The sequence below is a fragment of the Streptomyces coelicoflavus genome (assembly GCF_003112555.1).
Taxonomy (GTDB): domain Bacteria; phylum Actinomycetota; class Actinomycetes; order Streptomycetales; family Streptomycetaceae; genus Streptomyces; species Streptomyces coelicoflavus.
On sequence record NZ_BEWB01000005.1, the window covers coordinates 479117 to 500815 of the forward strand.

Below are 21699 nucleotides of genomic sequence, written 5' to 3' on the forward strand. Positions count from 1 at the left end.
CGACGACGGCGACGACGGCGACGACCAAGGAGAGAACGACACATGCACCTGCGTGAGAGCGCCGCGCACCGCGAGCTGCGGCGGGAACTGCGGGCCTACTTCGCGGGCCTGATGCCCGAGGACGAACGCCGTCGCGTCGGCGAGGAGGGCGTCGGCGGCGACCGCTTCCGCGAGGTCGTCGAACGGCTCGGCGCCGACGGCTGGCTGGGCATCGGCTGGCCCACCGAGTACGGCGGCCAGGGCCGGTCCGTCGAGGACCAGTACGTGTTCTTCGACGAGGTCCAGCGGGCCGGACTGCCCTTCCCCTTCGTCACCGTCAACACGGTCGGCCCGACCCTCATGGCGTACGGGTCCGAGGAGCAGCGCAGGCGGTTCCTGCCCGGCATCCTCTCCGGCGACATCGTGTTCGCCATCGGCTACACCGAGCCCGGGGCCGGGACCGACCTCGCCTCGCTGACCACCCGGGCCGTGCGCGACGGCGACTCGTACGTCGTGGACGGCTCCAAGATCTTCACCAGCGGCGCCAACACCGCCGACTACGTGTGGCTCGCCGCCCGCACCGACCCGGACGCGCCCAAGCACAAGGGCATCTCCATCCTCATCGTGCCCACCACCGACGAGGGCTTCGGCTGGAGCCCCATCCGGACGGTGGGCGGCATGGTCGTCACCGCCACCTACTACAGCGGCGTACGCGTCCCCGCCGCCGACGTCGTGGGCGAGGTGAACGGCGGCTGGCGGCTGATCACGGCCCAGCTGAACCACGAGCGCATCGGCCTCGCCGCCCTCGGCGGGCGCATGATCCAGCTCTGGGAACGCGTCCTGGACTGGGCGAAGGAGAACGGCACGGCCGACATTCCCTGGGTGCGCCAGGAGTTCGCCCGCACCCACGCCCGGCTGGAGGCCATGCGGCTGATGAACTGGAAGATGACCAGCGCCGTCGCCGCCGGCACCCTGACCGGCGCCGACGCGGGCGCCGCCAAGACGTACGGCACCGAGACACACATCGCCGTCCAGCGCGGACTGACGCAGATCCTCGGCGCGGCCGGCCGCATCCGGCCGGAGTCACCGGGCGCCGTCCTTGCCGGACAGGTCGAACAGCTCTCCCGTCAGGGCGTCGTGAACACCTTCGGTGGCGGCGTCAACGAGATCCTGCGCGACATGGTCGCCACCCAGGGGCTCGGCCTGCCGCGCAAGGGGCGTGGCGCGTGACCGGGCGGGAGGACACCCGACAGGACACCGGGTACGAGGAGCGGCTGCGGGCCTTCACCGGACGCGAGCTGCGCCCCCTTACCCCGGCCCAGGACCCGGTCAACCAGCCGATGATCCGGCACTGGACGGAGGCGATGGGCGACACCAACCCCGTCTACACCGACGCCGGAGCGGCCCGTGCGACCGGACGCGGGGGAGTGGTGGCACCCGCCTCGATGATCCAGGCCTGGACGATGCGCGGCTACGCCGCCACCGTCTCCCCGCCGGCCGGGCGGGACGGCTTCGACGAGCTGGTCGACCTCCTCGACGAGGGCGGCTACACGTCCGTGGTGGCCACCGACTCGGAGTTCACCTTCCTGCGCGAGCTGGAGCCCGGTGACCACGTCGCCGTCCGGGAGAGCGTGGAGTCGATCTCGGCGGAGAAGCGGACCGGGCTGGGCACGGGCAGGTTCGTCACCACCCTCAAGACGTACACCGACCAGCACGGCGAGACCGTCGCCACCCAGCGCTGGCGCACCCTCCGGTTCCGCCCGGCACCGGCACCGGCACCGGAACCGGTGGCGGAACCGGAACCGGTGGAGGAGCCGAGCCCGCCCCCGGCCCTGCGGCCCCGGCCCGCGATCAACCGGGACAACGCCTTCTTCTTCGAGGGCGCCAAGCAGCACCTGCTGCTCATCCAGCGCTGCGCCGCCTGCTCCACCCTGCGCCACCCGCCGGGGCCCTGCTGTCCGGAGTGCAACTCGCTGGAGTGGGACACCGTCGAGGCCTCCGGCCGCGGTCACGTGTACAGCTACGTCGTCAACCACCACCCGCGCCACCCGGCCTTCGACTTCCCGCTGGTCGTCGCGGTCGTCGAACTCGCCGAGGGCACCCGCCTCATCACCAACCTGACCGGGGTCGCGCCCGACGACGTCGCGATCGGCATGCCCGTGGTCCTCGACTGGCTCGACGCCGACCCCGATCTGACCCTGCCGGTGTTCCGGCCCGCCCCGACGGAGGCACCCTGATGGATTTCTCCCTGGGAGAAGAGCTCGAAGCGGTCCGTGACCTGGCGCGGGAGATCTTCACCGACCGGGCGACGCCCGAGCGGCTGCGCGAGGTCGAGACCTCGCCCACCCGGACCGACACCCGCCTCTGGGCCGACCTGGCCTCGGCCGGACTGCTCGGCGCCGTGCTGCCGGAGGCGGACGGCGGCGCCGGACTCCGCATGGCGGGACTCTGCGTCCTCCTGGAGGAGCAGGGCCGCAGGGTGGCGCCGGTACCGCTGTGGCCGGCCCTGGCCGGTGGCCTCGCCGTCGCCGCGCACGGCACCGCGCGTCAGCGGGCGGAGCTGCTGCCGGGCCTCGCGAGCGGCGAGGTACGGCCGACCGTCGCGCTGGAGGAGTTCGGCCCCGCCGACCCGCTCGCGCCGCGCACCGGGGCGACGCCGGACGGCACGGCCCAGGACGGCCCGCGCTGGCGGCTGACCGGCACCAAGGCCGTCGTACCCGCGCCGGGCGGCGCCCGGCACGTCCTGGTCACCGCGACCACCGACGCGGGCCCCGGCCTGTTCCTGGTCGCCGCCGACGCCCCCGGAACGGCCTGGGAGCCCGCCGAGACCACCACGTACGACATGAGCGGCCACCTCGCCCTCGACGGCGCCCCGGCCGAAGCCGTGGGCACGCCCGGCGACGGCACCGTGGCGGCGCTGGTCCGCGACTCCTTCGTGGCGCTGGCCGCCGTCCAGGTGGGCGTGGCCGAGGGCGCCCTGCGGTACGCGGCCGACCACCTGGGCGAACGCACGCAGTTCGGCCGTCCGCTGGCCACCTTCCAGGCCGTGCAGCACCAGCTCGCCGACTGCTACATCGACATCGACGCGATGCGGGTCACGCTGTGGCAGGCCGTGGACGCGCTGCGGGAACCGTTCGACGCGGCGGACGCCGACCGGGCCGCCCTGGTCGCCAAGTGGTGGGCCAGCGAGGCCGGTCTGAACACCGTCCACCGCGTCCAGCACGTGCACGGCGGCATCGGCGTCGACACCGACTACCCGGTGCACCGGCACTTCCTGTGGGGCAAGCAGATCTCCACCACCCTGGGCGGAGCGGGCGCCGACCTGGAACGCCTCGGCGCCCTGCTGACCGGCGCGGCGGTGGCCTCATGAGCCCCGTCCGGGACACCCCTGCCGTCCCCGCCACCCGCACCTACGCCGAGGTCGCCGTCGGCGACGTACTCCCGGACCTGACGATCCCGGTGACGCGCACCCTGATCGTCGCGACGGCGCTCGCGAGCCGCGACTACCAGGACGTGCACCACGATCCCGAACTCGCCCGCGAGCGCGGCTCCAAGGACATCTTCATGAACATTCTGACCAGCAACGGCCTGGTCGACCGCTACGTCACCGGCTGGGCAGGACCCGCCGCCGTCGTCAGGGCCGTCCGCATCCGGCTCGGCGCCCCCAACCACCCCGGCGACACCATGGTGCTCACCGGCACGGTCACCGCGAAGTCCGACGCGGACCGCCACGTCGACATCGCCGTCAAGGGCACCAACAGCCTCGGCGCCCACGTCACCGGCACGGTCACCGTGCGTCTGCCCGGGGAGGTGACGCCATGACCACCGGCACGCTCCTCCCGGCCGCCGCCGTGGCCGGCATCGGCGCCACCGAGTTCTCCAAGGACTCCGGACGCAGCGAACTCCAGCTCGCCTGCGAGGCCGTGCTCGCCGCCCTCGCCGACGCCGGACTGAAGCCCGCCGACGTGGACGGCCTGGTCACCTTCACCGCCGAGACCAACTCCGAGATCCACGTCGCCCGCAACACCGGCATGGGCGACCTGACGTTCTTCTCCCGCATCGGCTACGGCGGCGGCGCGGGCTGCGGCACGGTCCAGCAGGCGGCCATGGCCGTCGCCACCGGCGCCGCCGAAGTCGTCGTCTGCTACCGGGCGTTCAACGAACGCTCCGGCGAACGCTACGGGCTCGGCCAGGCCGCCCGCCCCATGGACACCACCGCCGACCGGGCCGCCTACGCCTGGATGACCCCCTTCGGGCTGAGCACCCCCGCCCAGTGGGTGGCCATGTTCGCCCGCCGCTACCTCCACGAGTACGGCGCCACCACCGACGACTTCGGCCGCGTCGCCGTCCTCGACCGCAAGCACGCGGCGAACAACCCCGCCGCCTGGTTCCACGGCCGCCCCATCACCCTCCAGGACCACCGCGACTCCCGCTGGATCGCCGAGCCGCTGCGGCTGCTCGACTGCTGCCAGGAGACCGACGGCGGCCAGGCCCTCGTCGTCGTCTCCGCCGAACGCGCCCGCGACCTGCCCCACCCGCCCGCGCTGATCCGCGCCGCCGCCCAGGGACTCGGCGCCGACCAGCACATGATGACCAGCTACTACCGGCCCACCATCACCGGCATCCCCGAGATGGGCCTGGTCGGACGGCAGCTGTACCGGCAGAGCGGCCTCGGCCCCGACGACGTCGACGCGGCGGTCCTCTACGACCACTTCACCCCGCTGGTCCTGCCCCAGCTGGAGGAGCTGGGCTTCTGCGAGCCGGGCGAGGCGAAGGACTTCATCGCCGACGGCCACCTCGAACTCGGCGGACGGCTGCCCCTCAACACGCACGGCGGACAGCTCGGCGAGGCCTACCTGCACGGCATGAACGGCATCGCCGAAGGCGTCCGCCTGGTCCGCGGCACCTCCGTCAACCAGCCGGACGGCGTCGGCCACGTCCTGGTCACCGCCGGCACCGGAGTCCCCACCAGCGGCCTGATCCTGGGAGCCGACCACCGATGACCAGCACCCGCACCAGCACCAGCACCAGCACGTGGCACGGCCACGACCTCGGCACCCGCACCGTCTCCTACACCGAGCGCGACGCCATCCTGTACGCCCTCGCCGTCGGCGCCCCGGCCGACCGGCTGGACCTCGTGTACGAGCGGGACCTGCGCGTCCTACCCACCTTCGCCCTCACCCTCGCCCAGTGGGCGCCCGACGCCCTCGGCGCACTCGGCGCCTTCGACATCACCACCGCCGTGCACGGCAGCCAACGCCTCACCGTGAAACGCCCGTTGGAGCGCTCCGGCGAGCTGGTGACGTCCGCGCGGGTCGCCGACGTGTGGGACAAGGGCTCCGCCGCCGTGTTCGACGTCGAGGTGGACTGCGACCGTTTCACGGCCACCTGGTCGATCTTCGCCCCCGGCAGCGGCGGATTCGGCGGGGAACGCGGACCGTCCGCACCGCGCCGCCCGGACCGGCCGGCCGACCACCGGCCGACCGTGCCCACGCACTCCCGGCAGGCCGCCCTCTACCGGCTGCTCGGCGACCGGCACGCCATGCACATCGACCCCGAGGCGGCGAGGGCGGCGGGGATGCCCCGGCCGTTCCTGCACGGCCTGTGCACCCTCGCCGCGGCCCTGCTGCCGCTCGCCGACACCCTCGGCGCGCACCCCGCCGACCTGGCGGAACTGGAGGCCCGGTTCGCCGCCCCCGTCTTCCCGGGCGACGCGCTCGCCCTGCACGGCTGGACCGGCGACGACACCGGAGTCCGCTTCGAGGCGGCGGCCGACGACGGACGCACCGTGCTCTCCGGCGGCCGCGCCCGCTTCGCCCCGGACCGGGGCGCCGCCGCACCGACCCGCGAGGAGACCCCCGATGCTTGACCCCGCACAGCGCGCCGAGGCCGCCGAACTGCTCCGCACCGCACAGCGCGACCGGGCCCCCGTCGACCCGCTGACCACCACCTGGCCGGACATCGACGCCACCGACGCGTACGAGATCCAACTCCGCAACGTCCGCGAGCAGTTGCAGAAAGAGGACGTCACGGTCCACGGGCACAAGGTCGGCCTGTCCTCCAAGGTCATGCAGCAGATGATGGGCGTCGACGAACCCGACTACGGCCACCTGCTCTCCGACATGGTGCTGACCGAGGGGACACCCGTCGACACCGGCCGCTACTGCCAGCCGCGCATCGAGGTCGAGATCGGCTACGTGCTCGGCCGGAGCCTGCCCGGTGAGGGATGCACCACCGCGGACGTCCTCGCCGCCACCGAGTACGTCGTACCGAGCATCGAACTCATCGACAGCCGCATCAGGGATTGGAAGATCGGCCTCGCCGACACCATTGCCGACAACGCGTCCTCCGCCGGAGTGCTCCTCGGCGCCGCCCGGGTCCGGCCGGCCGACCTGGACCCCGCCGACGTCGCCGCCGTCCTGTACCGGGGCGGCGAGGAGATCGCCCGGGGCAACACCAGCGCCGTACTGGGCGACCCGACCGAGGCGGTCGCGTGGCTGGCCCGCAAGGTGGCCTCCTACGAGGTGCGCCTTGAGGCCGGACACGTCGTGCTGCCGGGCTCGTGCACCCGGGCCGTGGACGTGCGGCCGGGGGACGAGTTCCGGGCCGAGTTCGAGGGACTCGGCTCCGTATCGATCGCCTTCGTCTGACGTCCGACAACACGTAACAGGAACACGGAAAGAGGCACAGCATGCGCACCACGAACACCACCCTGGAGGGGCGTACCGCCGTCGTCACCGGTGCGGGCGCGGGACTCGGCCGGGCCGAGGCGCTCGCCCTCGCGGAACTCGGCGCCAACGTGGTGGTCAACGACGTCGGCCCGGCGGCCGACGACGTGGTCGCCGAGATCAAGGCCCTGGGCGCGGACGCGGTCGCCGTGACCGGCGACGTGGGTGACTGGTCCATGGGCGAGCGCCTGGTGGCGGCCGCCGTGGAGACCTTCGGCGGCCTCGACGTCGTCGTCAACAACGCGGGCGTCCTGCGCGACCGGATGCTCTTCAACCTCTCCGAGTCCGACTGGGACGACGTCATCCGCGTCCACCTCAAGGGCCACGCCGGACTCTCCCGCGCCGCCTCCGTGCACTGGCGGGCCGCCTCCAAGGCGTCCGGCGCCCCCGTCTACGGCCGGGTCGTCAACACCAGCTCCGAGGCCTTCCTGTTCGGCGCCCCCGGCCAGCCGAACTACTCCGCGGCCAAGGCCGGGATCACCGCGCTCACCCTGGCCACCGCCCAGGGCATGTCCCGCTACGGGGTGCGCGCCAACGCCATCTGCCCGCGCGCCCGCACCGCCATGACCGCCGACTCCTTCGGCGAGGGCGTGAACGCGCCGGGCGGCCTCGACATCATGGCCCCCGAACGCGTCGCCACCCTGGTCGCCCACCTGGCCTCACCGGCCGCCGACGGGATCAACGGGCAGGTCTTCGTCGTCTACGGCGACATGGTCGCCCTGCTCGCGCCGCCCACGGTGGAGCACAAGTTCACCGCCGCCGACGGCACCTTCACCCCCGAGGAACTCGACGCCCAGCTCACCCCGTACTTCAGCGGCCGGGACCCCTACCGGAACTACGCCGCGTACAGTGTCGCCGCGCTCGACACGACGGGTACCCAGCAGACCCCGGCGGGCTGAAGGACCCGGCCCCTCGCCCCCGTCAGACCCCGTCGTCGCCGGGGGCGAGCAGCAGCCGGCAGGCCATCCGCAGGTCGGCGTCGGCCTCCTCCGGGGAGATCCGCTCGTTGAGCCGGGACTGCAGGACGCCGTACCAGAGCAGGGTCAGCAGCCGCAGCCGGGCGACATGGTGCTCCGTGGGGTCCTCGACTCCCCAGGCCCGCAGCAGCAGGTCGAGGAAGCCCGTGTCGACCCGGGCCAGGTCGGGGACGGTCGAGGCGCGGGCGGCGTTCGCCGACTGGATCATCGCGGTGGCCAGCTCAGGCCGGCGCAGCAGACTGCGGGTGGCACCCGCCAGCGTCGCGAAGACGGCGTCCTCGGGCGAGTCGTGCGCGGTCCGGTCCGCGAGCCGCGCGCCGAGCCCCTCGATCTGGTCGGCCATCACGGCCGTGAACAGGTGCGTCTTCGACGGGAAATACCGGTACAGGGTGCCGATCGCCACCCCCGCGGACTTGGCCACCTCGTGCATCTGCACCCGCTCGAGCCCCGTCTCGGCGGCGATGTCCGCCGCCGCCCGCAGGATGCTCTGCCGGCGCGCGTGCTGCCGGGGCGAACTGGGCTCGGCCCCCGCCCTGGCCTCGGCGATTCTGGGCACGCTCTCCCTCCAGGCGCTCGATCGTCTCGTGGCAACGGTCTTCGACAATACGCGCGCCCCGGGCCCCACGTCAGGTGCCGCCCGGCCCTCGTACCGGTCAGTGGGACCGCTCCCGCCCCTGCCGCCACCGGCGCGGTCTGCTGAAGCCTCACCCCCCGAACACCATCGAACATCCACCGACTGGCAGGAGGGCATCCATGCGGGACGGCCGAACGGAAGGCGACGCCACGCACGACGCCATACGCGAGCCCACCGGCGACGCGATCCACGACGTGATCGTCGTCGGATCCGGCGCGGGAGCCATGACCGGGGCCCTGATGGCCGCTGCGGACGGCCTGGACACGGTCGTCCTGGAACGGACGGCGCTGCTCGGCGGCACCTCCGCCTACTCCGGGGCCGCCTGCTGGCTGCCCGGCACCCAGGTGCAGGAACGCGCCGGTCTCGGCGACTCCACCGACGCCGCCCGCACCTATCTGCGGGCCCTCGTCGGTGACACGGGACCGGACCGCCGGGAGGCCTTCCTGCGGCACGCGCCCGAACTGGTCGCCCGGCTGGAGAGCGACCCGGCCGTGGAGTTCGAGTGGCGGGCCTTCCCCGACTACGTCGCCGCCCCGGGACGCATGGACGCCGGACGGTCCTTCGTGCCGCGCGATCTTCCGCGGGAGGAGCTGGGCGACCTGCTGCCCCTGGTCCGCCCCGCGGTCGACCGGGACCGGGCCGGCCAGGGCCACCCCGACGGCCCGCTGACCGCCGGCCGCGCCCTGATAGGCCGCCTCCTGCTCGCCGCCACCCGCACCGGCAACACCACCGTGCGCACCGGGCACCGCGTCACCGGCCTGGTCACCGAGCACGGCCGGGTGACCGGCGTCGAGGCCGAGACCCCGCAGGGCACGGTCACCGTACGGGCCCGGCGCGGCGTGCTGCTGGCCGCGGGCGGCTTCGAGGGCGACGACGCGCTGCGCACCGAGCACGGTGTACCCGGGGCCGCCGCGTGGACCATGGCACCCCCGGGAGCGACCACGGGCGACCTGCTGCGTGCCGCCGTCCGCATCGGTGCCGCCACCGACCTCCTGGACGAGGCCTGGTGGTGCCCCGGCACCGAACGGCCGGACGGCAGCGCCGCGTTCACCCTCGGCCTGCGCGGCGGCATCGTCGTGGACGCGGCTGGGCGGCGCTTCGCCAACGAGTCACTGCCGTACGACCGCATGGGCCGCGCCCTCGCCACCGCGCAGGCACCCGCCCATCTGATCTTCGACTCGCGTGAGGGCGGCGGCCTGCCCGCCATCACCGTGCCGCCCGCCGACCCGGAGGAGCACCTCGCGTCCGGCGTCTGGGTGAAGGCCGACACACTGCCCGAACTCGCCGAGCGCATCGGTGTCCCGGCCGGCGCGCTGACCGACGCCGTCGCCCGCTTCAACGGCCATGCCGCGACCGGCACCGACCCGGACCACCACCGGGGCGAGGACCCCTACGACCGGTTCTTCGCCGACACCCGCAACGCCCCCGGACCCAACCCCTGCCTGGTCCCGCTGGACCGCCCGCCCTACTACGCGGCCCGCCTCGTCCTCGCCGACCTCGGCACCAAGGGCGGCCTGCGCACCGACGTCCACGCCCGCGTCCTCGACGGCGCGGGGGACCCGATCCCGGGCCTGTACGCCGCCGGAAACACCAGCGCCTCCTTCACCGGCCGGGTCTACCCGGGCCCCGGCGTCCCCATCGGCACCGGGATGGTCTTCGCCTCGCTGGCCGTGCGGGACATGACCTCCCCCGGTGCGCTCCCGGCCAGTGGGATCCCCAGCGGCGCCACCGGCGGGGCGCGTTCTACGGTCACCGCACCGCCGGCCAGGGACTGAGGAGAGGTACTCGATGATCGACAAGAGTGTGTACGGGCCGTGGGCGGTCGTCGCGGGCGGCTCCGAGGGCGTCGGCGCCGCGTTCGCCGAGCAGCTCGCCGACGCCGGGATCAACCTGGTGCTGATCGCCCGCAAGCAGGGGCCGCTCCACGAGACCGCCGACCGGGCGCGGGCCCGGGGCGTCGAGGTCCGCACCCTCGCCCTCGACCTGCTCGACCCCGGGGCCCTGGCGGCCGTCCGCACGGTCACCGACGGCCTGGAGGTCGGGCTGCTGATCTTCAACGCGGGCGCCAACACCTACGGCCACGACTTCGTCACCGGCGACCTCGACGGCGTCCAGGGCGTGCTGGACCTGAACATCACCGCGCAGCTCGCCCTCACCCACCACTTCGGGGCCCTGATGAAGGAGCGGCGCCGCGGCGGCATCATGCTGGTCGGCTCCCTCTCCGGCTACCTGGGCCAGGCCCGGATCAGCGTCTACTCGGCGGCCAAGGCGTTCAGCCGCGTCTTCGCCGAGGGTCTGTGGCTGGAGCTGCGCGAGTACGACGTGCACGTCCTCGAACTGGTCCTGGGCGTGACCCGGACCCCCGCGATGGAACGCGCCGGCCTGCGGATGGACCTGCCCGGCCTGCGCGTCGCCGAACCGGACGACGTCGCCCGGGAGGGCCTCGACCACCTCGCCGACGGACCCGTGCGGGTCGCCGGCGGCAACGCGGAGACCGCCGAGCGGCGCAGCGGCTTCCCCCGCGCCGAACTGGTCCTCGGCGCGCACGAGGCCTCCCAGCGGCTGCTGCCCACCGCCACCTGACCGGGGGAGCGGCACACCCTCCCGCGCGCCGCAGCACCGCACTCCCACCGTCCGCGTACGCCGTTCCCTCCCGGAGAGCAGATGAGCGAGCCCGAGCCCCCACTCACGATCCCCGGCGCCCTGGACCTCGCCGCCGCCCGCGCCCCCGACCGGGAGGCGCTGGTGGACGACGACGTACGGCTGACCTGGAGGGAACTGCGCGACCAGGTGGGGGCAGCCGTCAAGTCGCTGATCGCCCTCGGCACCCGGCCCGGCGACCGGATCGCCGTCTGGGCGCCCAACAGTCACCGCTGGGTCGTGGCCGCGCTCGCCGTCACCTCGGCCGGTGCGGTACTGGTGCCCGTCAACACCCGCTACAAGGGCGGCGAGGCCCGCTGGCTGCTCGAACGCGGCGCGGCCAGAGTGCTGTTCGTCGAGAACGGCTTCCTCGGCAAGGACTACCTGGCCATGCTGAGGGACGGCGCGGAGGCAGCGGAGGCAGGGGAGGAGACGCACCCCGTACCGTCCCTGCCGGGCCTGGCAGCCGTGGTGACGCTCGACGGCGACGAGGACGGCGCACGTGACCGAGAGGACCGCCCCGGCACCCTGCCCTGGGGGACCTTCCTCGCCTACGGCGCCCACCTGCCCGACGACGAGGTCACCGTCCGCACCGCCTCCGTGCGCCCCGACGACCCGTCCGACCTGCTCTTCACCTCGGGCACCACCGGCCGCCCCAAGGGCGCGCTGACCACGCACCGCCAGAACCTCGCCACCTACCGGGCCTGGAGCGCACGCACCGGAGTCACCGGCGACGACCGCTATCTGATCCTCAACCCGCTCTTCCACTGCTTCGGCTACAAGGCGGGCGTACTGGCCTGTCTCCTGCGGGGCACCACGATGGTGCTGCAACCGGTCTTCGACGTGAACCGGGCCCTGCGCGCCGTCGAGACCGAACGGATCAGCGTCCTACCGGGCCCGCCCACCATCTACACCGAACTGCTCGACGCCCCCGACCGGTCCCAGTTCGACCTGTCCTCGCTGCGCCTCGCGGTGACCGGCGCCGCCGTGGTGCCGGTCGCCCTGGTCCGGCGCATGCGGGCCGAACTGTTCCCCGAGGTGCTCACCGCCTACGGGCTCACCGAGTCCTGCGGCACGGTCAGCGTCTGCTCCGCCGACGACGACGCGGAGACCGTGGCGCTGACCGCGGGCCGCCCCATCGACGGCGTCGAGGTGCGCATCGCCGACGGCGACCGGCGGCCGCTGCCCGCGGGCCGGGACGGCGAGATCCTGGTCCGCGGCTACAACGTGATGCTCGGCTACCTGGACGACCCGGCGGCCGGCGCGGCGGCCGTCGACGCCGACGGCTGGCTGGCCACCGGCGACGTCGGCCACTTCGACCCGCGCGGCAACCTGGTGCTCACCGGCCGCTCCAAGGACATGTTCGTGGTCGGCGGGTTCAACGTCTACCCGGCCGAGATCGAGCAGGTCCTCACCGGACACGACGCCGTCGCGGAGGCCGCCGTGATCGGCGTCCCCGACGCACGCCTCGGAGAGGTCGGCCGGGCCTACGTGACGGCCCGCTCGGGCGCCGGGAGCGACCCGGTCGCCCTGCTCGACTGGTGCCGCGAGCGGCTCGCCAACTTCAAGGTCCCCCGCGAGGTCGTCGTCCTGGGGGCGCTGCCGCGCAACGCCGCCGGCAAGGTCGACAAGGCCGCGCTGCGCACCGACTGACACCCGCGGCGCCACCACGCACCGCACGGACACGGCCCCCCGGGGCCGGGAGGACGCATGATGGGTAATCAGGTTCTGGAGTCGGTACGCGCCCTGCTGCCCGGCATCGGCAAGCGGGCCGTCGCCGCCGACGAGGCACGCCGCATACCGGAGGCCACGGTCCGCGAACTGACCGGGGCGGGCGTCTTCCGCATGCTCCAACCCGCCCGCTACGGCGGCCTGGAGAGCGACCCGGTCGACTTCTACCAGGTGGTGCGGGCGATCTCCGCCGTCTGCTGCTCCACCGGCTGGGTAGCCTCGGTGCTGGGCGTGCACCCCTGGCAACTCGGCCTGTTCCCGCGCCGGGCGCAGGACGACGTCTGGGGCGAGGACCCCGACACCCGCATCTCCTCGTCGTACGCGCCGGTGGGCCGGCTCACCCCCGTCGACGGCGGCTACCGGCTCACCGGCCGCTGGAGCTTCTCCTCCGGCTGCGAACACGCCACCTGGGCCCTGCTCGGCGCCCTCGTCGTCGGCGCCGAGGGACGGCCGGTGGACTTCCTCACGGTCCTAGTGCCCCGGTCCGACTACACCATCGAGGACGCCTGGGACGTGGTCGGACTGCGCGGCACCGCCAGCAACGACATCGTCGTCGAGACGGCGTTCGTGCCCGGCCACCGGGTGCTGCGCAACTACGAGCAGGCCCGGCTGAAGGTGCCCGGTCAGCAGGTCAACAAGGGGCCGCTGTACCGGCTGCCGTTCGGCGCCATCTTCACCAGCGCCATCACGGCACCGGTGATCGGCGCGGTGTCCGGCGGCTACGAGTCGTACGTGTCGCTGATGAAGGAGCGGGTGCGGCTCAGCCTGGGCGGTGGCCGGTTCACCGAGGACCCCTTCGCCCAGGTCGCCATCGCGCGCGCCGCCTCCGACATCGACGCGACCGTCCTCCAGATGGACCGCAACCTGCGCGAGCTGTCCGAACTCGCCGCCGCGGGCCGGGAGATACCCATGGAGCTGCGGCTGCGCACCCGGCGCGACCAGGTCCGGGGCACCGAACGGGCCGTCGCCGCGATCGACCTGCTCTTCAAGACCGCCGGCGGCAACGCGCTGCGCCGCGGCAACCCCGTCGAGCGCGCCTGGCGCGACGCCCACGCGGGCAGCGTGCACGTCGCCAACGACGTGGAACGCGCGCTCGCCATGTACGGCCGCGGGGCGTTCGGCCTCACGGTGGAGGACAACCTGGTCTGAGGAGGAGCACATCATGCGGCTCGAAGGACGCGTCGCGATCGTCACCGGCGCCGGGGACGGCATCGGCGCCGCGGTGGCCCGGCGGTTCGCCGCCGAGGGTGCCAGGGTGCTGGTCGCGGAGGTGAACGAGGAGACCGGCCGGGCGGTGGCCGCCGCGATCGGCGGCCGCTTCCTGCGCACCGACGTCGGCGACAGGGCACAGGTGCTGGCCATGGTCGACACCGCGGTGCGGGAGTTCGGCGGCGTCGACATCCTGGTCAACAACGCCTGGGCGGTCGGCGACCTCGGCCGGGTGGAGAACAAGACCGACGAGATGCTGGCCCGGGGTATGGGCATCGGCTTCTACGGCCCGTTCTGGGCGATGCGGGCGGCGTTCCCGCACATGCGGGAGCGCGGCTGGGGCCGGGTCGTCAACATGTGCAGCCTCAACGGCGTGAACGCCCACATGGGCACCCTGGAGTACAACGCCGCCAAGGAGGCCCTGCGCACCCTGACCCGCACCGCCGCCCGGGAGTGGGCCCCCACCGGGGTCGTCGTCAACGCGATCTGCCCCGGCGCGAAGAGCGCGGCCTTCCGGCGGCGGATGAGCGCCAACCCCGAGCTGGAGCGGCAGGTCGGGGCCATGAACCCGATGGGGAGGATGGGCGACCCGGACGAGGACATCGCCCCGGCCGCGCTGTTCCTCGCCGGCGAGGACGCCCGGTACGTCACCGGCAACACCCTCTTCGTCGACGGCGGTTCGCACATCAACGGCGTGGCCTGGGCCCCCGACCTGCCGTGACGGACCCGAGCCCGGGAGAGGCGGCACGCTCTCTCCCGGGCTCCGGCATGTCCCTCACACCCCCTGGCCCGCCGCCCTCGCGGCGAGGAACCGCGCCGGGAACTCCCCGCCGCCGTGCACCGCGAGGTCCGCCCCGTTGACGTACGCCGACAGGTCGCTCGCCAGGAACAGGCAGGCCCGCGCCACGTCCCCGGGCACGGCCATCCGCTCCATCGGGATCACGCCGGCCACCGAGGCGCCGCCGTCCGCGCCGTAGACGGACGCCGCGCTCTCGGTGCGGATCAGGCCGGTGGTGATGTGGTTGACCCGCACCTCGGGCGCCCACTCCAGGGCCAGCGCCTTCGTGAGGGCCAGCAGCCCCGCCTTGGCGGCCGTGTACGCGGCCGTGCCCGGCTGCGGATCGTGCGCGGAGACGCTCCCGATGTTGACGACCGAGCCGCCGCCCGGCCGTGCCCGCATGGCCCGGTAGGCCGCCTGCGCCACGTAGAACGGCGCGAGCAGGTTGAGCGCGACGATCTTCTCCACGAAGCGCGGCGAGACGGTCGCCGCGTCCGCGTCCGGCGAGCCGCCCGCGTTGTTGACGAGCACGTCGAGACGGCCGAAGCGCTCGACCGTACGGTCGACGAGCTGCGCCGCCGCCGCCGGATCGCGCACGTCGGCGGCGACGAAGACCGCCTCCCTGCCCCCTGCCGCCGGCGGGGTGCCCGGCGCGTTGCGGCCGCAGACCACCACGTCGGCCCCGGCCGCGAGGAACGCCTCCGCGATGGCGGCACCGATGCCCTTGGTGCCGCCGGTGACGAGCACCACGCGCCCCGTGAAGTCCAACGAGTCGTTGATGTCCGTGTCCGTGTCCGTGTCCGTGTCGGTGTCGATGTCGGTGTCGGTGTCGGTGTCCATGTCCACTGGCCTCTCCGGTCAGCTGGGGCGGCGGTTCACTGCGAGGTGAGTCCGAGCCCGGCGGCGAGCCGTGCCCGGTGCGAGGCGGGCGGGCCGAAGAGCTCGCCCGCTCCGTGCGCCCGCTTGAAGTAGCGGTGCGCGTCGTGCTCCCAGGTGATGCCGATCCCGCCGTGCAGCTGGATCGTCTCCCCGGCCACCGCCGAGAACGCCTCGGAGCACACCGACTTGGCGACGGCGGCGGCCCGCGGCAGTGCGCCGGGGTCCTCGTCGGCGGCGAAGGCCGCGCCCAGCGCGGCCGAACGCGCGGACTCCACCAGCACGTAGGCGTCCGCCAGCCGGTGCTTGACCGCCTGGAACGAGCCGATGGCCCGCCCGAACTGGACCCGGTCGCGGGCGTGGGCGACGGTGAGTTCGAGACAGCGCTCGGCGGCGCCCACCTGCTCGGCCGCGAGCGCCGCGCAGGCCAGGTCCCGCACGTGCGCCAGGACCCGCTCCCCGTCGCCCGCGACCCCGACCGGGCGCCCCTCGGCGCCGTCCAGGGCCCACCGGGCCTGGCTCCGGGTGCCGTCCATCGTGACGACCGGTTCGCGGCGCGCTCCGGGCGCGTCCGCCGCCACCTCGAACAGGGAGACACCGGCCGCCGTCCGGGCCGCGACGACCAGCACGTCCATGTCCGGCCAGTCCAGCACGTGCTCCTTGACGCCGCTGAGGAACCAGGCGCCGCCGCCGGGCCCCGGTACGGCGCGGGTGCGCACCGCCGCCGGGTCCCAGGAGCCCTGTTCGGCCCAGGCCAGCGTGCCCACCGAGCGCCCTTCGGCCAGCGGCGGCAGCAGGCGGCCGCAGGCCTCCTTGTCGCCGGAGGCGAGCAGCGCCCCCGCCGTGAGCACCGCCGAGCCGAGCACCGGCAGCGGACTCAGGCACCGGCCCAGCTCCTCCATCACCACGTGCACGTCCCGGGCGCCGCCGCCCGCGCCCCCGTACTCCTCCGGTACGGCGAGTGCGGCGACGCCGACCTGCTCGGTCAACGGCCGCCACGCCGCCTCCCCTTCGTGCCGGGTCAGCAACGACCGTACGGCCGACCGCAGTTCTTCCTGCTCCTCCGTCAGCCTCATCGGGCTGCTCCCCTCGGGTGTGTGGCGCGCGGTGGTGCCGCGCGGTCAGGCGGCCAGGACGCGGGCCCGGCAGGCGGCCGGGGTGCCCCAGGCGTCGCGCAGCGGACGGGCCTTGCGGATCCACAGGGACAGGTCCAGCTCGTCGGTGTAGCCGACCGCCCCGTGCAGTTGAAGGGCGGTGCGCCCGGCCCGGTGGGCTGCCTCGCCCGCCGTGGCCTTGGCGGCGGCGACGTCCCGGCCGGCCTCCGGAGAACCGGCGGCGAGAGCGAGTGCCGCGCCGTGCACCAGCGGCTCGGCGAACTCCAGGGCGATCAGCGTGTCCGCCAGCCGGTGCTTGACGGCCTGGAAGGAGCCGACGGGCACACCGAACTGGGTGCGCTGCTTGACGTACTCGACGGTCCGGGCGAGCAGCGCGCGGCCGAGCCCCAGGGACTGGGCCGCGGTGGCCAGCGCGGCGACGTCGGCGGCGTGTGCGGCGGCCGAGGCCACCGCGGGGCCCCGGGCCAGCACCGTCCCGCCGGAAGACGGCCGAGACAGGCGGCGCGCCGGGTCGGCCGACGGCTGTACGGGACCCGGCGCGGCGCCCGCGCGCAGTACGTCGCCGTCCACGACCAGCACCGTGTCGGCCGCGTCGGCGTCGAGGGCGTACGGGCCGAGGGCGGTCAGGCAGAGGGCGGCGACGGTCTTGCCCGAGGCGATGCCGGGGAGGTGCGCGGCGGCCGCGTCCGGGTCGCCGAGCCGGTCGAGGAGGGCCGCCGCGGCGACCGTCTCGACCAGCGGGCCGGGTACGGCGTGTCGCCCCAGCTCGGTGAAGGCGACGGCGAGGTCGAGCGGCAGCGGACCGAGCCCGTCGTGGCGCTCCGGCACCGCGAGGGCGAACACCCCGGCCTCGGACAGCCGCGCCCACAGCGCCCGTCCCGGGGCATGGTCCCCGGCGGCCCAGGACCGTACGGCCGCCGGGGTGTCCGAGGAGGCGAGGAGTCCGTCGAGGGAGCGGGCGAACTCCCGCTGCTCGGCGTCGAGGAGGAACCGCATCACCGGCGTCCCTTCGGCAGGCCGAGCAGCCGCTCGGCGATGATGTCGCGCTGGATCTCGTTGGTGCCCGCGTAGATGGGCCCGGCCAGGGAGAAGGTGTGTCCCTCGGCCCAGGCGCCGTGGTCCGGCGACTCGGGGGCGTGGTCGGCGAGTTCGCCGTACGGGCCCAGCAGGTCCAGGGCCGTCTCGTGCAGGGCGATGTCCAGCTCCGACCAGAAGACCTTGTTGAGGCTGGAGGCGGCGCCGGCCGGGCCGCCCTCGTCGTGCAGGATGCGGGAGGCGCCCGCGTAGGAGAACAGCCGGTAGGCGCGGGCGCCGATCACCGCGTCGGCGACCCGGTCGCGCAGCGCGGAGTCGGCCGGGTCGCCGTGCTCGCGCCACAGCGCGGTCAGCCGGTCGGCGGCGGCGGTGAAACGGCCCGGGCTGCGCAGGGTGAGGCCGCGCTCGTTGCCGGTGGTGCTCATCGCCACCCGCCAGCCCTGGCCCACCTCGCCGATGACGTCCTCGTCCGGCACGAACACGTCGTCCAGGAAGAGTTCCGCGAAGGCCGGTCTGCCGTCGAGACGTCCGACGGGCCGCACCGTGACGCCCTCGGCGTCCAGCGGGAACATCAGGTACGTCAGCCCGCGGTGGGGCTTGTCGGCGTCCGGGTCGCTGCGGAACAGGCCGAAGGCCCGGTCGGCGAACGCGGCCCGCGAGGACCACGTCTTCTGGCCGCCGAGCAGCCAGCCGCCCTCGGTGCGCCGGGCCGTCGACCTGAGCGAGGCCAGGTCGGAGCCGGACTCGGGCTCGGACCAGGCCTGTGCCCAGATCGCCTCGCCGCTCGCCATCGCGGGCAGGATCCGCGCCCGCTGCTCGGGGGTGCCGTGCTCGAAGAGGGTGGGGGCGAGCAGGTTGATGCCGTTCTGGCTGACGCGTCCGGGGGCGCCGGCCGCGAAGTACTCCTCCTCGAAGACCAGCCAGCGCAGGATCGAGGCGCCCCGCCCGCCGAACTCCTCGGGCCAGGACACCACCGACCAGCGGTCGGCGGCCAGTTCGGCCTCCCACTCCCGGTGGGCGGCGAAGCCCTCGGCGCTCTCCAGGGACGGCAGGGGAGTGGCCGGCACATGGGCCGCCAGCCAGTCGCGGGCCTCGGCGCGGAAGGTCTCGTCCGCCTCGCTGAAGTCGAGGTCCATCAGCCGCCCGCCTTCTTCATCGCCCGGATGTCCATGCCGCCGAGCGCGTCCGGCGCGGTCTCGGCGTTGTGCGCGTGCGCCAGATGGTGCAGGCCGAACACCGAGTCCATGCCGGCGTGCAGCCCCTGGAGATCCTCGGCCTGGTTCACGGCCCGCTTGGTCAGCGCGAGGCCCAGGCGGGGCATTTCGGCGATGCGCAGCGCCAACGCCTGTGTCTCACCGGACAGTTCCTCGCGGGGAACGACACGGTTGACCATGCCGACCTCGTACGCGCGGCGGGCGCTCATGCGGTCCCCGGTGAACAGGAACTCCTTGGCGACGCGCGGCGGCATCACCCACGGGTGGGCGAAGTACTCGACGCCGGGTATGCCCATGCGCACCACCGGGTCGGCGAAGAACGCGTCCTCGGAGGCCACGATCAGGTCGCACACCCAGGCGAGCATCAGCCCGCCCGCCACACAGGCGCCCTGCACGGAGGCGACGACCGGCTTGGGCAGCTCCCGCCAGCGGCGGCACATGCCCAGGTACACCTCGGACTCGCGGGCGAAGCGGCTCTCCGCACCCTGCTTGTCCGAGTGGTCCCACCACAGTCCCGCGCGGCGCTCGAACGGCAGGTGGGCGTCCCGCTCGGGGGTGCCGATGTCGTGGCCCGCGGAGAAGTGCTTGCCCGCTCCGGCGAGGACGACGGTCTTCACCTCGTCGTCCTCGGCGGCCCGGTAGAAGGCCCGGTCCAGGGCGTAGGTCATCGCGGAGTTCTGGGCGTTGCGGTACTCGGGGCGGTTCATGGTGACCGTCGCGACCGGACCCTGCTTCTCGTAGCGCACGGGTTCGCCGGTCCCGTCTTGGGCAGCGGACATCGTCGGCCCTCCTTCCCTAACAAGTGTTTGGTAGATTAACGTAACGGCATGAGCAGCGTCGAGGAGTTCCGCGCCGAGATCCGCGGCTGGCTGGCCACCCACCTCACCGGTGACTTCGCCGCCCTGCGGGGCCGCGGCGGCCCGGGGCGTGAGCACGAGGTCTTCGCCGAACGGCTCGAGTGGGAACGGCACATGGCCGCCGCCGGCTGGACCTGCGTCGGCTGGCCCGAGGAGTACGGCGGCCGGGGCGCGACCCTCGAGCAGCAGGTCGCCTTCCACGAGGAGTACGCCCTGGCCGACGCGCCCGCCCGGGTCAACCACATCGCCGAGCAGCTGCTCGGCCCCACCCTGATCGCCTTCGGCACCCCCGAGCAGCGGGCCAGGTTCCTGCCGCCGATCGTCGCCGCCGAGGAACTGTGGTGCCAGGGCTACAGCGAGCCCGACGCCGGGTCCGACCTGGCCAACGTGCGCACCCGCGCCGAACGCGACGGCGACCACTGGGTGGTCACCGGGCAGAAGATCTGGACGTCACTGGCCCACGAGTCCCAGTGGTGCTTCGTCGTCGCCCGGACCGAACCCGGGTCGCGGCGCCACCACGGACTGTCCTACCTCCTGGTCCCGCTGGACCAGCCCGGCGTCGAGGTCCGGCCCATCACCCAGCTGACCGGCACCTCCGAGTTCAACGAGGTGTTCTTCGACGGCGCCCGCACCCGTGCCGACCACATCGTCGGCGCCCCCGGCGACGGCTGGCGCGTGGCCATGGCCACCCTCGGATTCGAACGCGGGGTCTCCACCCTGGGCCAGCAGGTCGGCTTCCGGCGCGAGCTGGAGACCCTCGTCGAGACGGCCGGACGCAACGGCGCGGCGGACGACCCGCTGATCCGCGACCGGCTCGCCCGCGCCTGGACGGGACTCGAGACCATCCGATGCAACGCCCTGCGGATGCTGGACGGCGTCGCGTCCGGCGCACCCGGCCCCGAGGCGTCCATCGGCAAGATCTTCTGGGCCACCTGGCACCGTGAACTGGGCGAACTCGCCATGGACGTGTGCGGCGCGGGCGGCATGCTCGCCGCCGGTGAGCCCTACGACCTCGACGACTGGCAGCGGCTGTTCCTCTTCTCCCGCTCCGACACCATCTACGCCGGGTCCAACGAGATCCAGCGCAACATCATCGCCGAGCGAGTCCTCGGCCTGCCCAAGGAGGCCCGCCCGTGACCCCGAAGCCGCCACCGTACGTGCCGGGGCACTCGCTCCTGGCCGGGCGCACCGCCGTCGTCACCGCCGCCGCCGGTGCCGGGATCGGCGGCGCCACCGCCCGCCGGTTCCTGGAGGAGGGCGCCCGCGTCGTCATCGGCGACGCGCACGAACGGCGCCTCGGCGAGAGCACCGCCGCCCTCGCCGAGGAGTTCGGCGCCGACCGCGTGGCCTCGCTGCCCTGCGACGTCACCGACCAGCGGCAGGTCGACGCCCTGTTCGCGCTCGCCGCCGAACGCCACGGCGGCCTCGACGTCGTGGTCAACAACGCCGGACTCGGCGGCACCGCGGACCTCGTCGACATGACCGACGACCAGTGGGCCAAGGTCCTCGACGTCACGCTGAACGGCACCTTCCGCTGCACCCGGGCCGCCCTGCGCCGGTTCAAGGAGCAGGACGGCGAGGGAGGTGTCGTCGTGAACAACGCCTCCGTCATCGGCTGGCGGGCCCAGCGCGGGCAGGCCCACTACGCCGCCGCCAAGGCCGGGGTCATGGCCCTCACCCGGTGCGCCGCCCTGGAGGCCGCCGACTTCGGCGTACGGGTCAACGCCGTCGCCCCGAGCCTCGCCATGCACCCGCACCTGGTGAAGGTCACCACCCCCGAACTCCTCGCCTCGCTCACCGAACGCGAGGCCTTCGGCCGGTACGCCGAGCCGTGGGAGATCGCCAACGTCATCGTCTTCCTGGCCAGCGGCTACGCGTCGTACATGACCGGTGAGACGGTTTCGGTCAGCAGTCAGAGAGCATGAG

General features: G+C 74.0%; 21 protein-coding genes. 15 read left to right on the forward strand and 6 right to left on the reverse strand.

Annotated features, from left to right (window positions below):
* The first annotated feature begins 42 nt into the window (after positions 1-42).
* The 8 genes from Sco07f_RS14005 to Sco07f_RS14040 are packed head-to-tail and all read left to right on the forward strand — an operon-like array spanning position 43 to position 7606.
* Positions 43-1209: an acyl-CoA dehydrogenase family protein gene (locus Sco07f_RS14005; RefSeq protein WP_087792282.1), complete on the forward strand. Its 1167-nt coding sequence runs from the start codon at positions 43-45 to the stop codon at positions 1207-1209.
* Positions 1206-2216: a bifunctional MaoC family dehydratase N-terminal/OB-fold nucleic acid binding domain-containing protein gene (locus Sco07f_RS14010; RefSeq protein WP_108988022.1), complete on the forward strand. Its 1011-nt coding sequence runs from the start codon at positions 1206-1208 to the stop codon at positions 2214-2216. Before Sco07f_RS14005 ends, Sco07f_RS14010 begins: the two co-directional genes overlap by 4 nt.
* Positions 2216-3349: an acyl-CoA dehydrogenase family protein gene (locus Sco07f_RS14015; protein WP_108988023.1), complete on the forward strand. Its 1134-nt coding sequence runs from the start codon at positions 2216-2218 to the stop codon at positions 3347-3349. The genes Sco07f_RS14010 and Sco07f_RS14015 overlap by 1 nt, the downstream gene beginning before the upstream one ends.
* Positions 3346-3801 (forward strand): MaoC family dehydratase, encoded by a 456-nt coding sequence (locus Sco07f_RS14020; protein ID WP_108988024.1) that lies wholly within the window; start codon positions 3346-3348, stop codon positions 3799-3801. Before Sco07f_RS14015 ends, Sco07f_RS14020 begins: the two co-directional genes overlap by 4 nt.
* Entirely contained in the window at positions 3798-4982 is a 1185-nt protein-coding gene (locus Sco07f_RS14025; protein WP_108988025.1) for a lipid-transfer protein, read from the forward strand. Before Sco07f_RS14020 ends, Sco07f_RS14025 begins: the two co-directional genes overlap by 4 nt.
* The gene (locus Sco07f_RS14030) at positions 4979-5848 is read left to right on the forward strand and encodes a MaoC/PaaZ C-terminal domain-containing protein (RefSeq protein ID WP_108988026.1); all 870 of its coding nucleotides are present in this window, start codon (positions 4979-4981) and stop codon (positions 5846-5848) included. Before Sco07f_RS14025 ends, Sco07f_RS14030 begins: the two co-directional genes overlap by 4 nt.
* On the forward strand, positions 5841-6629 hold the full coding sequence (locus Sco07f_RS14035) for a 2-keto-4-pentenoate hydratase (RefSeq protein ID WP_108988027.1): 789 nt from the start codon (positions 5841-5843) through the stop codon (positions 6627-6629). Before Sco07f_RS14030 ends, Sco07f_RS14035 begins: the two co-directional genes overlap by 8 nt.
* Before the next feature lie 41 nt (positions 6630-6670).
* The gene (locus Sco07f_RS14040; RefSeq protein ID WP_087792289.1) at positions 6671-7606 is read left to right on the forward strand and encodes a 3-oxoacyl-ACP reductase; all 936 of its coding nucleotides are present in this window, start codon (positions 6671-6673) and stop codon (positions 7604-7606) included.
* A 22-nt stretch (positions 7607-7628) separates the two neighbouring features.
* On the opposite strand, the gene Sco07f_RS14045 is transcribed toward Sco07f_RS14040, so the two are convergent.
* Positions 7629-8240: a TetR/AcrR family transcriptional regulator gene (locus Sco07f_RS14045; RefSeq protein WP_087792290.1), complete on the reverse strand. Its 612-nt coding sequence runs from the start codon at positions 8238-8240 to the stop codon at positions 7629-7631.
* A gap of 197 nt (positions 8241-8437) precedes the next feature.
* On the opposite strand from Sco07f_RS14045, the gene Sco07f_RS14050 reads away from it, so the two are divergent.
* From Sco07f_RS14050 to Sco07f_RS14070, 5 genes are all read left to right on the forward strand, one after another.
* Positions 8438-10093 carry an FAD-dependent oxidoreductase gene (locus tag Sco07f_RS14050; protein ID WP_108988028.1) on the forward strand — a complete coding sequence of 552 codons (1656 nt, stop codon included), beginning with the start codon at positions 8438-8440 and terminating at the stop codon, positions 10091-10093.
* A 13-nt stretch (positions 10094-10106) separates the two neighbouring features.
* Positions 10107-10901 (forward strand): SDR family NAD(P)-dependent oxidoreductase, encoded by a 795-nt coding sequence (locus Sco07f_RS14055; protein ID WP_108988029.1) that lies wholly within the window; start codon positions 10107-10109, stop codon positions 10899-10901.
* Positions 10902-10982: 81 nt separating this feature from the next.
* Complete coding sequence (locus Sco07f_RS14060) at positions 10983-12611, forward strand: FadD3 family acyl-CoA ligase (protein ID WP_108988030.1); 1629 nt, start codon at positions 10983-10985, stop codon at positions 12609-12611.
* Positions 12612-12671: 60 nt separating this feature from the next.
* Positions 12672-13838: a 3-hydroxy-9,10-secoandrosta-1,3,5(10)-triene-9,17-dione monooxygenase oxygenase subunit gene (gene hsaA / locus Sco07f_RS14065; RefSeq protein ID WP_087792294.1), complete on the forward strand. Its 1167-nt coding sequence runs from the start codon at positions 12672-12674 to the stop codon at positions 13836-13838.
* A 13-nt stretch (positions 13839-13851) separates the two neighbouring features.
* Entirely contained in the window at positions 13852-14619 is a 768-nt protein-coding gene (locus Sco07f_RS14070; RefSeq protein ID WP_174855353.1) for an SDR family NAD(P)-dependent oxidoreductase, read from the forward strand.
* Between the two features lie 54 nt (positions 14620-14673).
* On the opposite strand, the gene Sco07f_RS14075 is transcribed toward Sco07f_RS14070, so the two are convergent.
* The 5 genes from Sco07f_RS14075 to Sco07f_RS14095 are packed head-to-tail and all read right to left on the reverse strand — an operon-like array spanning position 14674 to position 19695.
* Entirely contained in the window at positions 14674-15516 is an 843-nt protein-coding gene (locus tag Sco07f_RS14075) for an SDR family oxidoreductase (protein WP_108988112.1), read from the reverse strand.
* Positions 15517-15551: 35 nt separating this feature from the next.
* Positions 15552-16628, reverse strand: coding sequence for an acyl-CoA dehydrogenase family protein (locus tag Sco07f_RS14080; protein WP_108988031.1), 1077 nt, complete (start codon positions 16626-16628; stop codon positions 15552-15554).
* 45 nt (positions 16629-16673) lie between these two features.
* Positions 16674-17663, reverse strand: coding sequence for an acyl-CoA dehydrogenase family protein (locus Sco07f_RS14085; protein ID WP_108988032.1), 990 nt, complete (start codon positions 17661-17663; stop codon positions 16674-16676).
* Positions 17663-18838, reverse strand: coding sequence for an acyl-CoA dehydrogenase family protein (locus Sco07f_RS14090; RefSeq protein ID WP_108988033.1), 1176 nt, complete (start codon positions 18836-18838; stop codon positions 17663-17665). The genes Sco07f_RS14085 and Sco07f_RS14090 overlap by 1 nt, the downstream gene beginning before the upstream one ends.
* Positions 18838-19695, reverse strand: coding sequence for an enoyl-CoA hydratase (locus tag Sco07f_RS14095; protein ID WP_108988034.1), 858 nt, complete (start codon positions 19693-19695; stop codon positions 18838-18840). The genes Sco07f_RS14090 and Sco07f_RS14095 overlap by 1 nt, the downstream gene beginning before the upstream one ends.
* Before the next feature lie 48 nt (positions 19696-19743).
* On the opposite strand from Sco07f_RS14095, the gene Sco07f_RS14100 reads away from it, so the two are divergent.
* Together Sco07f_RS14100 and Sco07f_RS14105 are read left to right on the forward strand one after the other, a co-directional pair.
* Positions 19744-20910 carry an acyl-CoA dehydrogenase family protein gene (locus tag Sco07f_RS14100; protein ID WP_087792299.1) on the forward strand — a complete coding sequence of 389 codons (1167 nt, stop codon included), beginning with the start codon at positions 19744-19746 and terminating at the stop codon, positions 20908-20910.
* Positions 20907-21698: an SDR family oxidoreductase gene (locus Sco07f_RS14105; protein WP_108988035.1), complete on the forward strand. Its 792-nt coding sequence runs from the start codon at positions 20907-20909 to the stop codon at positions 21696-21698. The genes Sco07f_RS14100 and Sco07f_RS14105 overlap by 4 nt, the downstream gene beginning before the upstream one ends.
* Position 21699 lies beyond the last annotated feature (1 nt).